This is a genomic window from Aquimarina rubra, assembly GCF_042684305.1.
Lineage (GTDB): Bacteria > Bacteroidota > Bacteroidia > Flavobacteriales > Flavobacteriaceae > Aquimarina > Aquimarina rubra.
In genome coordinates, this window is sequence record NZ_JBHULE010000035.1 from 93,805 (window position 1) to 109,106 (window position 15,302).

Consider the following 15,302-nt stretch of genomic DNA (forward strand, 5'->3'; position numbering starts at 1 on the left):
ATAGACTTTCTTATTATTTCTTAGTATTGCTTGGGATTGGTGGAGGCCCGTCTGGGACGATTGCTTCATATACTTCATCTCCTTTACGCTCTTTATATTCGGCTTTTACTTTTTCTAAGGCTTCCGGATTTTCATACAGATCCGTCATTGTCATTGCCATCGCTTTAGAGGCGTATAACATTCCTTTATGACCGATACTCATTCCGCCACAGGCTACTACAGCCCAGGAATGCCAGGGCGTATCTTTTGGTGCTGTGGTAACACCTAGATTAATATTGGGTACATTCCAACTCACATCTCCTACATCTGTAGATCCACCGCCTGGATGTTCTTTGGTCTCTTCCAAGGGATTGATAGCGCTATCCATACCTACTTGTTCTTTTTTGGTGACTTCCTGGATTTTTTTACCAAATGCAATTTCCTCATCGGTATAGGTAATGGGACCAAGAAGTTCTAGGTTGTTTTGCATCAGTTTCCCTCCTTCACGGTTTACCAATACTTCATAAATACCTGAAATTAATGAGATTTTGTAATCTACATTGGCCATAATAGCTGCTCCTTCTGCCATTTTCTGTACCCGCTCATAAACAGGCATCATACCGGATCTTTTTGTGTCACGTACTCGCATCCATAATCGTGAGTAATCAGGAACTACATTCACTACCTGTCCGCCATCCTGAATATGATAATGCATGCGAACGGTTGGTTTTACATGCTCACGATAATAATTGATTCCGGTGGTGTATAATTCTAAGGCATCAGAGGCACTTCTGCCATTCCAAGGATCTGCAGATGCGTGTGCGGCTTGTCCGAAGAACTCCACCTTAAAATCTACTAGCGCCAATGAACTTTGTACATCTGCTTTTGTGGATGCTGATGGATGCCAGCTAATATTAGCATCTACATCATTCCACAATCCTTCTCTCACCATCCAAATTTTACCAAAATATTTTTCTTCACTTGGAGTGCCAAAAAACTTTATGGTTCCTTTGATTTTACCACTTTCAATCAATTCTTTTACTGCAATCGCGGCTCCTAAACTTCCTGCCCCAAAAAGATTATGTCCGCAGCCGTGTCCTCCTGCGCCTTCATTAAGTGGAGATTTGGTAGGTTGAGCTTTTTGAGAGATTCCTGGTAATGCGTCAAATTCTCCTAAAACACTGATCACTGGTTTTCCTGATCCGTAGGTTGCTACAAAAGCTGTTGGCATTCCCGCCACTCCACGCGCTACAGTAAACCCTTGCTTCTCTGCATAATCTGCTAATAGTTTTGAAGATTGGTTTTCTTCGAAAGCGGTTTCTGCTAATGCCCAGATTTGATCACTGATATCGATGAGTGCTTTTTGATGTTTTTCTATGGATTTTATAATCGCTTGTTTGTTATCGGATAATTTTTTTTGACCATAGATTGGAATGATCAACATAGAACAAAGCAGTAAGCATATAAAGTTATTTGATTTCATAATAGCCCGGTTTTTTTTGAGTTTGATTACGATGATTACGTTAAAAATAATGTTTTTTATGTTGACACTAACATTTTACAGCATTCTTCTAAAAAATTAAATTTCTAGAAAAGTAGTTCTGCTAATGATCACTTTTACGGTACAACCGCATGCGTATGAAAACGATTACTAAATCAATTCTTACGAATACTCATTTGTTAACATTTCTTAACGTTAATTACAATAGTTTTAACCTGTGGTCAAGTAATACATTGATTATAAAAATGTTATCAAAACAGAGAATAATTAATAAAACCAATATTAAAAATGAAGAGTAAAACCCCATTTAACTTTTTAGTGTTTATCATCATTATCACCTTTGTGTCTTGTCAGGATTTGGTTGTGAAGAAAGAATCTAAATCTTTAGATAACGATAAGCTCATTGCTCAAGCTGATATCCCTACAAATGTTTCTACTATAAATGAGTTAATATCATATGATATAGCGTTTACAGAGTTAAATAAAATCGTTCAATCTTCAGAATACGCTGAAAAGTTTAGTGGTCAAAAATCATATACTGTATTTGCTCCTTTAAATGGCGCATTTAAGAAATTATCGAAAGATACCATTGAGAAATTGATGTCCTCAGAAAATAAAGATGATATGACGGCAATTATGAACTGTCATATAATTCCGGGAACTATCAATGAGCAAGATATTATCAAAGCTATTAACGAAGGAGGAGGAAGTGTAAAACTAAGAACTTTGGGCGGCACTAGATTAATAGCGAGTAGAAAAAGGGGTAAAATCTATTTAATCGACAAGAATGGTAATTCTGGTCGTTTGATGACAACAGATATTGAAGCGACTAACGGAATGATCCATACACTGGAAACCGTAATGTTACCTAGAAAATAAGAAAACATAATTTAATGTGTTTGTTTAAAACCGGAAAACCTCACAATAGATAGAGTTGTGAGGTTTTTTTTATGTTCAATGGATGTTGACATATTCATAATTTCGGCTACAAAGTTACCCTAAATACGTTCAATAAATTCTTTAATCAACTGTTTTCTTTTTTCTTGACTTTTTTGGTCATAACCATTCGATTTTTCGACTTCTTCGGTGATCCATAAAAGATCATTTCTTTCCATAATATGAGAAATCCTAACCATTAAAAAACTAGCATACCAAATACTTTCTTCAGTATTCTTCAGAGATTTTATTAATAAGTCGGCAACTTCGGTATCCTTTGGTTTAGCCACCAGATCCACCAATCCTAGATCCGAATATTCTATTTCCGGATCGCTAAACAAAACTTTTCTTAATGTTGTTTTTTGGATATCAGATAGCTCATATTTTTTGATAAATGTTTCTTTATCACGATCATAAAAAGACATAAAATCACTTTCAGGTGACAGTTCATAAGTACCTTCCCATCTTGTTTCCTGATGACTGGCACATCTTATTAACCAATCCAGAGTTTTAGTAAGTTTTTCTTCTTTATTTCTGATTTTCTGTATTGCTTGCATCTCCTGTATTCTGCTTTTGTACAATTTAATGCCTTTTTGTTCTAGAGTTTTAGAACCATAAGACAGTGCATGCGTGCTAAATCCTTCATTCTTTTTATTTTTATCTAGAAAAGCTAGCACCGTTGTACCTTTTTGATAATTTGCTGGAGCAGGACATATCATTCCGGGATAGTAGTATACATAAATAGTATCAGTTTTTATTTTTCCTTGCAGTACTTCCCTAATTTCGAGCACAGCTCTCGAATTGCTCCAGGTTTGCTCATTGTCTACATCTACGGTTTTTATGACATTGGCAATTACAATGTACTTAGATTCTTCGATTAATTTTCGAAGAGGTCGTGGTGTAATAGGATAGTTAGTTGCCAGAATATTTTGGATGCATCCGATATATACAATCAAGAGAAGTAACACTTTTGTTTTCATAGTAATGTCTTTTTGCAGAAATACAGATTTACCAGAGATAAGTCACAAATATTATTCCGACTTAAGTATCAGACCATCTCTCATGTTTTTCTTGTTAGTTTTATATACTATAAAATTCTGAAAACATGAAGGACTATACCATCTAGAATTAGGGAACACTTAGTTTAAATGAGGTAACAGGATTCTAATTTTTTGTAGTTCTATTGTTTTGACCTAACAATAACGAACTCTATAGATACTAAGGCAACTATGATAAAAATTTCTATGATAAAGTAGAGTAGTCCTATAACCGTTAAACTATTATAAAAATGATACATATACGCTATAGTAATAAGGCAATAGGTAAGATTAGCAAAAGCTATAATTTTAAGTAAAATTTGCCATTTAGCAGGATTTAGTAAATAGCAAGAGAAGGAATAAATTGCATAGATCATCGCGATCATAGATAAAAAACAAAGGGCTGTTTTGGGCATCCCTATATACTCCTGAAAGGTGGTTAGTACTACAGCCAGAAAAAATATAGTGAGCAGTGCACCCAATCCGTCAATAAGAAAAAGTTGTTTGGGATTCTTTTGTAAGGTCTGGATCAGTAACTGGATTTTCGTAATCACAAGAATCTTTTTTGTTTTTTAACGTAATTTCTGTCTAATAGATGTACGTTTATTAAAAGTAATTATGCTTCTGTCACCTCGAGCGGAGTCGAGAGGTCACTCAACTTAATTTGACTGGACCAGTAAGTTGAGCGCTTTTTTCAGGAAACGTTTTTAATATAATTAATATTTTACTTTTTATGCATCCGTAATAACCCAAAATCAAATGGAGTCCAGAGACAAGCTTTTAGCTCACTTTGCTTAAAAGCTGTATTTACCCAGGTATTACAAGTGTTTAGACAATTGTAACTTCCGTTAGCCTCATAAAAATTATCTGTAGAACCATAACTAATTTCAGGAATGACCGTTTTATGATGATGAGTGTCAGTTTTGAATGATTCGTTGATATAAGTTTGTAGTTTTTTAAACTGAACTGCTGTTATTTCTATTTCTACCCAATGATCCCGAATGTTGGTATGTCTAGTCACGTGCATTAAACTAGGAGTATTGAGCAATGCTGCCTGAAACCTATTCATATTCGTAAAAGCTAATGAAGTAGCTGCTTTGGTATAATAGGTTTTATCTCCCCAACCAAAGGATAAGAATTGTGTTTTTTTTGTATGTTTTAGTCCATCTAATAGCGAAGCATCCATATCCGTTTTGGGGATTATAATTTCCAGATGAATACCGTTGGTAGCTAGATACACACTTTTGTTTTTTTCGACATTACTGGTTTTTGGAGTTACCGGAATATAAGAACAAAGTAAGGCGACGGTAAAATACGTAGCGGGAATTAGGAGTATAACTCCCAAGTATTTTAATATTCTTTTTATGAATCGCATATTGCTAGTTACGAAAAATCCAGAAGTTCTTCTTTGGTCAGATCTTTCTTTTTTACTTTATTAACATAAAGCAGATATACTGATGCAAATGTCGTGTTTGCAATATGTTCATTCTGATTATAGGTCTTACTCATTAGCTCGTATTTGGAAATAAAAGATACTTAATTTTGATGGAAGGCTATATTGGATTTGCTATCACTTTTTTTAACGTTAATTATATAGGTAGCTACAATATCACCATTGACTTTTAAGTGAGTATCATAAATTCCTCTATTTTTAAAGGTATGTTTAAAAGATATGATGTTATCCACTTTTTTGGTATTGTCAATCTTTAATGTTTTTTCTTCACTACCAACATAGTGTACCAATGCAATATTTTTATTCAAAACATTGTTGGCAGATTTAAAGCTAAATGTAATTTCGTCATTCTTATTAATCGAAATATCCATGTTTTTGGGATGGATAGGAGTGATATTGTTTTCAAAAGTTTCTCCATAAACCAACGGAGCCTCTACAAACCCGGTAGCTGTTACCTGCGCATTAAGCAACCACTTTTGTTCTAAAGGGAAGTGGTTCTTTCCAAATAAAAACGGATCTGTTAAGAAATAACCATCGTTATAAGCGGTTACAAAAGAATTATATTCATTGAGATAGCCACTTGACCAGGTGGCATCACATAAGTACCATTTGTTGTTCAATTGTATGGCATTCCAGGAATGATTAGCCATTTCCAGTTCCTTGATATTCGAAGCTACAGATCTTCCGTATCCATCAACAATTTCACATGGGATGTTTGCCAGATAGCATAATTCTTTAATCAAGTAAGCATAACCGGTACACATGGTTTTTTTGCGTTTTAGCAACTTTTTAAAAACCGTTTTCTTGTACTCTTGATTCCATCTCATAAACGAAATGGAATCGTATTGTAACTTTTTTCGTTTCTTATTTACTTTCGTAAACTGTGTATTGTCACCTTTGATATTTTGACAAACCCATATATAGATAGCTCTAAACTTTTCTACATCAGTAGATAAAGTGCTTGTGAGTTGATGCGCTAATACAGGGAGGTTCTCTAAAGAAGCTCCTCTATGTAATTGGGCAACTTTATCCGCTCTGGTAAAGTCTGTAGATGCAAAATCAGATACTTGAGCATACAGGCAATTGGTAAAAAGAGCAAACAAAAAAATGTACAGGCTGGTTCTCATAGCAATGCTGGCTGATTAGTTTTTCTTAGAACTATATACTTTCTTCACTGCTACTTTTCCCATTAGGATACAACCAGATTCTTTTAGGTTTACCTTTAATGCGATATCATTGGCAGAATTTTTATCTTCGATAACTACTTTTTTAGAAGTAAAACCGATATAGCTAAATACTAAAACATCGCCCTTTTTTAGTTGTACCGGAAACTCAAAATTACCATCAAAATCAGTGGAGGTTCCTGTGGTAGTGCCTTCTAAAACTATATTGGCACCAGGTAACGGAATTCCGTTTTCTGAAACGATACCTTTTACCGTAATGTCATTTTCATTAATGACTTTCTGAAATTTTGAAGGGTTGTTGTTTGTAGTTGTTGTTTGATTTTTAATGTTCTGTGCTTGCGTTTTGGTAAAAGAGAACAATGTAATACATGCAAATGCCAAACCAGTCAAAAGACTAATGTTCTTTCTTTTTGAATCGGTATTTGTATATGTTGTTAATTGATTGCTATTAAACCTCCCGCAGGTGTTTTTTGTCGAATGTGTTTCAAAGTAATGAATGATTTCTGTAGTGTCCATTCTGGAGAAATCAATTACTTCTTTTGTACAAGAATTGCAAAATCCACCTTTTTCTGTTGGAGAGAAGTTAGTAAAATTCTCAGTACATGGTGTTTTGACATTTAAGCTAAATTGTTTTTTCATAGTAGTATGTTTTTAGTTTATACTTCAAACCTACGTGTACAATACTTTTTATGAAACGTAGAATTAGGGAACACTTCTTTTAGATATGTAAAGTGTTCTTTTTGGTTAGGGAGGAAATATGGAAGAAAAGATAGGTGCTAGTAAAATGATACTGGCTTCTTTCTAAAAACTGGTGATAATGCCAATTTTAATGCATTAGTAAACTGCGCTTTTTATCTATTGATTTTTTCTATTTTTGATAGACGCAATAAAATTGATTAAGAAAATCAATAATGAGAAAAGGCAGAACAATAGAATTAGTAAATAATTAGAATAAAAAGCATTTTTTAATAAAAAAAGCATCAATATTAATGACAATTGTATTGTGGAGTATATATAATTAGTCTCGGTTTTCATTAATGCTAAAATCCCATAACCGATTAATAGAATTAGCCAAATTATTGGGTATGCAATGAATATCCAGTAATTTGTATCCCACTGCCAGCCAAGAGTCCTATTATAACTGGTTGGAATTCCTCCAAAATAAATAACTATCATTAAAATAATAACGACAAGTAAAAACATTCTTTTTTGTAATAAATCCTTGAATGTCATTTTTTAGATGTTTTTCTACAATTAAAACAAGTAAAATGAATTTTAGATATATGTCTACACAAGGTTTTTATCTAGTTTCTTAATATTTGCTAACAGTCAGATGTTGCATAATAAATTTAGTAGAAATGGACAAAACCCTTTGTTATGCTTTTGTTACTCTTTAACCAGCCATTGTTCAAAATATAGTTTTTCAATCAATTTTCTATCAGAAGTTTTAACAATTTCTTTAAGAGAATTTTCCTTCGATAAATCAATTTGGTACCATATCAGTTCATCTTCATTATCAAAATCTAAATCAGAATCAACATCCCTAGTCGTTCTAAAAATTATTTTATCAGTATTTGGTATTATTTGATAGGTTTCTAAATCTTCATTTAGTGGAGAAAGTCTAGTTAGCTCACTTCCGTCAATATTCGAAACAAATAGGTGAATAGGGTCTTCGAAATTGAATCTCTTATCTTTGTTGTAGTCTGTATCCCCAATTCTGTATAAAATTCGGTCTTTTAAAATTGGACCTGAATTTTTAATATTACATCTGAAATCTGAAATTCGAACTTTAGAATTTGTTAATAGGCTTGTTTCACCATTAATGTTGTTGTAGAATAGGATATTCCAATACCGAGGATAATCTTCAGCCTCATATTCAGAACTGCTGTATCTTTTTCTATTATAACTTTTTTGAGTAGTTATTGGGAATAGCACCTGACTAGTACTATCTATAAAAGTCAAGTCATCATAAACAAAATTATACTCATTTAAAATTGAATCTATTTGGATTTGAGTAAGATCTTTTTCTTCAACAATACCTATTCTAGGGTTAGATTGATTACATGAAGATACTATTAATGTAAGAGCAATAAAATTTATTAGTTTTTTCATAATACAACATAAAATTTAATATATGTGTCGAAGCGAGGTAAAATGTTACCTTAATTTTTTAGTTTGTTTGATTGCATATATAGTTTTATACAATCTTATTGTTTCAAATACTTTTTTATTTCTATTTCAAACTCAGGTTTGCTAGGTCTTAAATCAGTATTACTCAAAATTTCACCAGTTGGAGAAATTATTACATATTTTGGAATTCCCATTAATATCATTTCTTTATTTTCCATTGTGTGTTTAGAGTAAAGTAAAGAGAAAAAAGGTTGATGCTCTTGCATTCCGAACCAATAATGTTTTTCATTCCATTTTTTTTCCTGCACATAATTTTTCCAATCCAAAAAATCTTCATCAACCGAAATAGAGATAAATTCGGCATTTGAGTTTTTGTATTTATTAGCTATGTCTTTAAATAATGGAGCTTCCTTTAGGCAAGGAACACACCATGTAGCCCAGAAATCAATTATCAATAATTTACCTTTGAAGGACTCAATTTCAACTATTGAGTTGTCAACAGTTTTTATTTTGGCATTTGGACTTTTATTTCCCTCTGAAACGGCAGTCATTCGCTCCTTTTTGGTAAGAGAAGAAATGTTTGTTTGTTCAGCTTGTGTCTTTTTTGTTTTGGTACAGCTAAAAGTTAAAATCAAAAAAAGAATTAGATAAGTTTTTTGCATTTCGTTTACATGTTTGCTAATGGTCTCGTGTAAGTACAGTAAGTCCGCATAGGGATTATTTCCGTTTTAGCATTGTTAGCGGCTCCTGTTTTACTTCAGTCACGGTTTAAATTTTTCAAATGTATTACCATTGAATTTATATGCTCCGTTTTGGTGGGTACCAAGCCATAGTTCGCCATCGTTGTCTTTGTAAATGCTGAATAGCGTAATGTCTTTTGAATTGTCTTTAACTACATATTGAGTAATTTTTATTCCATCATATTTCCAAACGCCGTTGCGATAGGTTACAAACCACAAATTATTGTTGTTGTCTCTTACTGTTGATAAATACTCGTCCAAATCGCTATCTTTTTTCCCATCTAAACCGCGTATGCTTTCGTGTCTTGTGTAAAATTTAGTGCTTTGTAAGGTTGTACTATCATAAACACTATAACGATATTCGGTATTGAACCAAAAGTCTCCATTTTTGTCTTCGGTAATGGAACGCACTCCATTTGCACCTTCATTGCGAAACTCTGTCACGTCTTCTTCTGTAATCCAAGCAAAAGATTTTCCATCGAATCGGCAAACTCCAACAGGGTTTGTGCCAAACCAAATATTTCCTTTCTTGTCCTTATAGATGCTGTAGATTTCAAAAGGATTGGAGAGGTTTGTTGGTTTAGGTAGTTTCAATTCATATAAAGTAATACCGTCATACCGATATACTTTCTCATTTTGATAAGAATGTTTAAACCACAGATCTGTGGATTCAAGTTTCCAATCATTACTGGGGATTGCTGACAATGTTGTAAATGTATTTCCGTCAAACTTAGATATCGTGGAATTTGGGTGACAACTGGTGAAGTATAGGTTGCCAGATTTATCTTCTTTTATTTCATCGATTCTATTGTTTGGTAAACCATGCTTGGTGGTAAAATTAATCAATGTATTTCCGTCAAATCTATACACCCCTTTTTTCCAACTGCCAAACCAATAAATATTCTTTTTGTCCTGATAAGTAACCATTATACTGCTATCAAGTTCTCTTACGGTGTCACCCTTTACCAATCGTTCTTTAAACTGGTCGGTGTTTTCTTCCTTATTAGAGGTCTGACCATTACAAGATGTCAATAAAACCAAAGCGCTAAAAAACGTAAATATGTTTAGTTTTATGGTCATCTGATTGAATTCTGTATTTTCGTCATATCGTTAAAATTAACCTGTTTTGTAATAGTCTATTTTGGGTTGATATAAGTTGATTTAGTAAGCACAGATTTTAATAATTACGGGTATAGATTGTTGGCAACTTTCTATTCTGTTAATTTATTAATTTTAGCGTTGCCTCCATATTTTCTAATAATTGAGTCTCTTTAATAACAATGTCGGTCATCGAAATCGACAGATAGGTTGCTATTCGTCGATAGGATTTCTCATTCTGCTCAAAGTCCATAGTAATCAATCCAGATAATAGTAGATTTGAAAACTCTTCATACGCTCTTTGTTTTGTGTAAATATTATTGATTGCTTGAGACTTTTCGATTTTCAATTTATTAAAAAGCCCCGTTTGTATCGCTGTTTGATAAACACTATTGTCAAATGATAACGTATTGACTCCTTTAAAAAAGGTGGGTTTAAAGTTATTCAATTTTTTTTGACTGAGATAAAAACGCGAACTATCTCTTACCGTTTTATGGTAGTCAATAACTTGTTCTATTTTATTCATATTTGATTGAATTTCGGATGTTAGGTTTTCTATGAGTGAATTAAATTTTTTAGTTTCTTTCTTGTTTTCGGACCAATTTGAAATGGCGAAACCAAGGAAAACACCAATAGTAACTGAAATTATTTGAATTAATAAATCACTAGTTTTATTTTTCATATTTTTTAAGCTTGTTGAAGACGTATTTATATCGATCTTATTGCGTTGGTTGAACACCTATTCAATAAATAAAAGTTAGATAAAAAAACCGAAAAGAATTTTGTAAGTAGACTTGTACCAGCAATTAATTTGATATGGTTTTACCATTTTGTTTTTCATAATAATCTATTATGACTCAATGATTAAATAAGTTGTTTGTATATTCAACAGAACAAATTATTATCAAAATTCTGGATCGTCTAACGGAAAATCAAAATAGCCGTTTGTTACTTCAAAATTTTCAGGAGTTCCATTGGTTGGCTCTGAATTATAGGGAAATGAGAAAGTTCCTTTTATCCGTTTGTTTACTAAATCAAAATCATCAATTTTCATTATTCCACCATTATCATTAGCAGAATAAAGCACATTTGAGCCATCACTAATAGTTATAGTTACACTATTAGATCCATCAATATTTACATTTCTTCCTGCTATTAAATCATATGTTCCAACATTCCAGTTTTGTTCTTCAATAAACAATTCAATAGTTACATTATTGTTATTAATGGTTTGATTTCCTTCAAGCCTTAAAAATTTTCCAGGTTGTCCAATTAAAGTATAAACTTCGGTTGCAGATTGTAAACTAGGATAACCAAAAGGTTTCATATTATCATAACTTACACCGTTAATCTCTGCGGTCATAAAGGTTGTTGTTTGATTATCAGGTGTATCTGTGTTGTCTGAATCACAGGATAATACAATAAAGGAAAATAAAATTAATGTAAAATGGAGAAGTAATTTTTTTGAATTCATAATTTTGTTTTTATCTGTTTATTTTCAATTAGTGGTAACGCCAAATATATGAATCGGAGCAAGGCAAGTATACCTGAGCTAATCGACTTATTTGCGCATTTTTATTTCCTGTTTAATTTATAAAAATCTCATTAAAGTGTGAATGAAAATTTATCAGACTTATAACGATTTAAACCTTTCGCCACTTCTATGCTAATTTCGTAGTTACCAGGTATTAGGATATTGTTGTCATAACGTAAATATATTTGATTTGCCCAATGAAAACCCGGAATAGCATTCCCTATAAGTTCTCTGAGAAATTGGAATCTATCTTGTACACATGTTACACCTAAAGTAGGTCCACTAACTTCATATATATTCGCTAGGGTATATTCACTCTGTATTGTGCTATCATTTGTATTAGTAATTTGTATAATTACTTCATCAGGAATATTAATTTCAGTGTCATTACCATTTAGAACTCTTCCCCAAAAGTCTCCTTTAAAAACAATAAAGTTATCCTCATTGTTTGTGTTTGCACAACCAGTAGCAGGAATAACAAACTCTTCAAAATTTGGAACAAGATTGAAGAAGCTAAACCCTTTATAAGTAACGTCCTCATATGTTTTTTGCGAACTTTCTATAATTTCTTGATAATATTCGCCGCTAAAAAGTCCAACGGTAAATTCTTTTGCAGATTCATAACTAGAAGCATTCATATTAAAAAATTGTTGTAATAATGTATTGTCGACAATTTCTAATTCTAAATTTTGATTGTCTATTATCGTAATTTTTTCAACAGCAATACTATCTGTTCCTACTTTTATATACGCACTTAGTTCGGCAGCAGCATCAAAATCGGAATTTGAAAAATTATTAAATACAGTATATATTTGATTTACCTCTTTAACAAATCCGCTAAGATCATTGCTATTTTGAAACCCTTTCGTTATGAAAGTTCGTTCTGTTGAGTCGAAAGAAACTTCATTGTTCGTTACTCGCGCAAATACTCTATATCGAGCACCACGTTCTAAATTAGAAATATTTCCTGGCGAAATTTCAATGAAATCTTGTTCTTCATTTTTTTTTAAAAAGACTTTTTCAGTCAAATCCGTTGTCGTTCCTGAAGCAGAGTATTCAAGAGTTATGTTTACCGACTCGGTACTTATATTAGATATCCTAATTTGTAAGTTTGAGATTTCTAATGGTATTACAGTATTCTCTGTGTCATCTGAAGAACTACAAGATAATAGAGAAACAAAAGATAGTAAAAATATTAATTTTTTCATGTCAGTATTTTTGGGTAAGTCTTTTATTTTTTTGAATTTTTAGTTACTCATAAAGGTTTTTTGTGTGGTTATTTACGTGGTTAAATAACTAATTTAGCAAAAATGAAACGAACCAGAGGAAATTTTGCAGGAATATTCTTAAGTTGGCAGTGACAAAGCAATTAATTATACACTTTGCTGTAGGAAGTTATTATTTCTTTTTCTATACAGTGAAATATATATTTTCTTTCAGGGAAATTGACATTTCCACGAATAAAATATTTTCGTTTCTCATAAAAATCAATAACTCTTTTGTTTTGGCTGTATGTATCTAATCTTATCGAAGAATAGTTGTTTTCGTTTGCAAATTTCTCGGCAAAATCCATTAATTTTCTTGCATAGGCTTTTGCTTGATATTTTGGGTCAATTACTAATCTGTGAATAACCAATACTTTTGAATCGTTAAAATTCCGTTTTTATTTTAAATTCCGTTCCTTTAATACTATTTCCAAATCTTTATCTTTTTTTGATTTTTTGATTATTAGATATATAAAGTAAATTGGAAAAAGCATTGGAAGAAGAAAAGCTATAAGATTCTTTTTAGAACCTAAACTCCAAGATACAATTCCAACCGCAACAATTCCTGCTAAAAACCCAATCAATAGGGCATTGATTACTTTTCTTTTTTTTAGTTTCTTTTTTTCAATTATAAGTTCTTCATCAGTGAGTTCAGAAAATATTACTTTATCCATTGCAATTAATTTAAGAATTCAGTTTGGGCATTAAAGCCAAGGTTTAATATATGTATCACAGCAGAGTAAAATATTACCTAACTGTAGACTTTATCCGCGCATTGGTTGCTAACTTTTACCTTTTGGAAGCATTGCGTCTTGCCAAAAATACAATAACTATTCGATTCATCATTTAGCCGTTATGATCATAAATATAGTGTTGTAGATAGTTTTTGTTCAAAGTATATTTATCAACCATATAATTCCAATTCCAGAAAATAAATATCCTCCGATTATAAAAATCATTGGGAAGTATATTTTCCAAAACTCACTATTAATCATAATTTCGTATTCCTCGTTTTTTTTCAAGTAAATAATATCAATCTGTTCATTAATCCTTTTTGGATTTGCACTTGAATTTAATTTTTGAGAGGTTTGAATTCCGTTTCGATCAGTAAAACGTACAACAGGGAAGTGGTATGTTTGAGAATATCCATCGCTATCTTTTGAACGTTCTTCAACAAAGTCAATAATTTTAGCTTTAGTTTTAATTCCATTCGCTTGCATTCTGCGATTAGAACTTCGTATATAATAACCTGCATATAAAAAACTTCCTCCGACCGTCAAAAAGACAAAAGCTCCGATTAAATTTTCCATTTAATTTATTGAATTATCTACAACGGTCCTTGTATATTGCGTTTGCCTGCCAAAGGCGGCATACGCAATATACAAATTGTACGTAGGTTTTTTATTAATAATTTTCTGTCACGAATTCCATCTTGTTAGAATTCATAAGATAGTTATATGTTCCGTTTTTTAATTTCGCTTGGTTTATATCAAAGTCAGATTTTTTTATTCTAAATACTTTTACTCGTTCACCATTTCCTTTTCCAGCCCAATCGTAAAGTTCCTGTTTAATTGTATTTTGATTATCCCAAACATAAACCTTATTCAAAGATTTTTCTATTAACCCGTATTCATTAAATTCAGTCGTTTGTCCTAATTCTCCGGAATGTTTACAGCGAAAAATAATATCTCCATCCTCTACCTTTTGATTGAAATAAACTAAATCTCCATATCTATCTTCTTCGTCCATAAGATTAAGTCCAAACATTATTATTCCAAATATTGTGACTAAAGCTGTTACCAAAACTCCAAGAATTATTTTTAAGGTTTTACTCATTCCAACCAATTGTTTTCTATTAATAGGTTTATTTCTACTTGGTATTTAGCTCGCCAATCGTTTCCGTTTCTGCTATTGAGATATTTTTCAATTTCTGCATTATATGCTTTAATTCCTCGCATAGTTGACCCAGTTTGAACACAGCTTGTATAATGTTCGTGGAAACCATACTTTTCTTTTAGTCCAATACAAGGAACTCCACAAGCGTGCATTGGTGGTTCGGTTGATACAATACGAGCAGAATCTCTCCAACCGTCAATTTTTGCCGTCAAATAATTGAATCGGTTAAAAAATCCGAATTGCCAGAATAAAATTCCGATAAAAAAGATTCCAATTCCGAGTATTATTTTCTTTTTGCGTTTCATTGATCAACTTACGTACAACGGTCCTTGTATATTGCGTTTGCCTGCCTAAGGCGGCATACGCAATATACAAATTGTTGCCTACAGTTATTTTTTATTCAGTGACTGTTTGTAAAGAAAATCAGATACTTTGTAGATAGCATAATTTTTTTCTTTGGAAACATCTGAATATAAATCTCCATTAGTTAGTTCGTTAATTAACTTACCTAATTTTAAAGAATTACTTTTAAGTATTAATCCGTTAAAA

The 15,302-nt window shown here is 32.0% G+C and carries 19 protein-coding genes; 1 reads left to right on the top strand and 18 read right to left on the bottom strand.

All coding sequences use genetic code 11. From position 1 onward, the window contains the following. Positions 1-13: 13 nt before the first annotated feature. Complete coding sequence (locus ACFSR1_RS20095) at positions 14-1,423, bottom strand: amidohydrolase (protein WP_378295423.1); 1,410 nt, start codon at positions 1,421-1,423, stop codon at positions 14-16. 345 nt (positions 1,424-1,768) lie between these two features. Between ACFSR1_RS20095 and ACFSR1_RS20100 the strand changes: the two genes are divergently transcribed. Further along, positions 1,769-2,359, top strand: a complete 591-nt coding sequence (locus ACFSR1_RS20100; RefSeq protein ID WP_378294839.1) for a fasciclin domain-containing protein — start codon at positions 1,769-1,771, stop codon at positions 2,357-2,359. Between the two features lie 119 nt (positions 2,360-2,478). Here the strand turns inward: ACFSR1_RS20100 and ACFSR1_RS20105 are convergent, their stop codons facing one another. The 17 genes from ACFSR1_RS20105 to ACFSR1_RS20185 form a co-directional block, all read right to left on the bottom strand. Continuing rightward, the gene (locus tag ACFSR1_RS20105; protein ID WP_378294840.1) at positions 2,479-3,396 is read right to left on the bottom strand and encodes a hypothetical protein; all 918 of its coding nucleotides are present in this window, start codon (positions 3,394-3,396) and stop codon (positions 2,479-2,481) included. Positions 3,397-3,596: 200 nt separating this feature from the next. Continuing rightward, the gene (locus ACFSR1_RS20110; RefSeq protein WP_378294841.1) at positions 3,597-4,007 is read right to left on the bottom strand and encodes a hypothetical protein; all 411 of its coding nucleotides are present in this window, start codon (positions 4,005-4,007) and stop codon (positions 3,597-3,599) included. A 170-nt stretch (positions 4,008-4,177) separates the two neighbouring features. Then, positions 4,178-4,828 carry a DUF2459 domain-containing protein gene (locus tag ACFSR1_RS20115; protein ID WP_378294842.1) on the bottom strand — a complete coding sequence of 217 codons (651 nt, stop codon included), beginning with the start codon at positions 4,826-4,828 and terminating at the stop codon, positions 4,178-4,180. Positions 4,829-4,836: 8 nt separating this feature from the next. Then, positions 4,837-4,962, bottom strand: a complete 126-nt coding sequence (locus ACFSR1_RS20120) for a DUF2200 family protein (RefSeq protein ID WP_378294843.1) — start codon at positions 4,960-4,962, stop codon at positions 4,837-4,839. Between the two features lie 27 nt (positions 4,963-4,989). Continuing rightward, on the bottom strand, positions 4,990-6,033 hold the full coding sequence (locus ACFSR1_RS20125; RefSeq protein ID WP_378294844.1) for a transglutaminase domain-containing protein: 1,044 nt from the start codon (positions 6,031-6,033) through the stop codon (positions 4,990-4,992). A 15-nt stretch (positions 6,034-6,048) separates the two neighbouring features. After that, entirely contained in the window at positions 6,049-6,729 is a 681-nt protein-coding gene (locus tag ACFSR1_RS20130) for a carboxypeptidase-like regulatory domain-containing protein (RefSeq protein ID WP_378294845.1), read from the bottom strand. Between the two features lie 747 nt (positions 6,730-7,476). Continuing rightward, positions 7,477-8,202 carry a hypothetical protein gene (locus tag ACFSR1_RS20135; RefSeq protein ID WP_378294846.1) on the bottom strand — a complete coding sequence of 242 codons (726 nt, stop codon included), beginning with the start codon at positions 8,200-8,202 and terminating at the stop codon, positions 7,477-7,479. 95 nt (positions 8,203-8,297) lie between these two features. Beyond that, positions 8,298-8,771, bottom strand: a complete 474-nt coding sequence (locus ACFSR1_RS20140) for a TlpA family protein disulfide reductase (RefSeq protein WP_378294847.1) — start codon at positions 8,769-8,771, stop codon at positions 8,298-8,300. Between the two features lie 210 nt (positions 8,772-8,981). After that, positions 8,982-10,040: a ligand-binding sensor domain-containing protein gene (locus ACFSR1_RS20145; protein ID WP_378294848.1), complete on the bottom strand. Its 1,059-nt coding sequence runs from the start codon at positions 10,038-10,040 to the stop codon at positions 8,982-8,984. 139 nt (positions 10,041-10,179) lie between these two features. Continuing rightward, on the bottom strand, positions 10,180-10,740 hold the full coding sequence (locus ACFSR1_RS20150) for a hypothetical protein (RefSeq protein ID WP_378294849.1): 561 nt from the start codon (positions 10,738-10,740) through the stop codon (positions 10,180-10,182). 222 nt (positions 10,741-10,962) lie between these two features. After that, complete coding sequence (locus ACFSR1_RS20155; protein ID WP_378294850.1) at positions 10,963-11,532, bottom strand: hypothetical protein; 570 nt, start codon at positions 11,530-11,532, stop codon at positions 10,963-10,965. A 131-nt stretch (positions 11,533-11,663) separates the two neighbouring features. Then, positions 11,664-12,800, bottom strand: coding sequence for a hypothetical protein (locus ACFSR1_RS20160; RefSeq protein ID WP_378294851.1), 1,137 nt, complete (start codon positions 12,798-12,800; stop codon positions 11,664-11,666). A gap of 161 nt (positions 12,801-12,961) precedes the next feature. After that, positions 12,962-13,228: a GNAT family N-acetyltransferase gene (locus ACFSR1_RS20165; protein ID WP_378294852.1), complete on the bottom strand. Its 267-nt coding sequence runs from the start codon at positions 13,226-13,228 to the stop codon at positions 12,962-12,964. A 27-nt stretch (positions 13,229-13,255) separates the two neighbouring features. Next, a complete protein-coding gene (locus ACFSR1_RS20170; RefSeq protein ID WP_378294853.1) occupies positions 13,256-13,531 on the bottom strand; it encodes a hypothetical protein in 276 nt (91 codons plus the stop codon). Positions 13,532-13,747: 216 nt separating this feature from the next. Next, entirely contained in the window at positions 13,748-14,167 is a 420-nt protein-coding gene (locus ACFSR1_RS20175; RefSeq protein WP_378294854.1) for a DUF3592 domain-containing protein, read from the bottom strand. Between the two features lie 94 nt (positions 14,168-14,261). Further along, entirely contained in the window at positions 14,262-14,693 is a 432-nt protein-coding gene (locus tag ACFSR1_RS20180) for a hypothetical protein (protein WP_378294855.1), read from the bottom strand. After that, the gene (locus tag ACFSR1_RS20185; protein WP_378294856.1) at positions 14,690-15,058 is read right to left on the bottom strand and encodes an FEKKY domain-containing protein; all 369 of its coding nucleotides are present in this window, start codon (positions 15,056-15,058) and stop codon (positions 14,690-14,692) included. The genes ACFSR1_RS20180 and ACFSR1_RS20185 overlap by 4 nt, the downstream gene beginning before the upstream one ends. Positions 15,059-15,302: the final 244 nt, after the last annotated feature.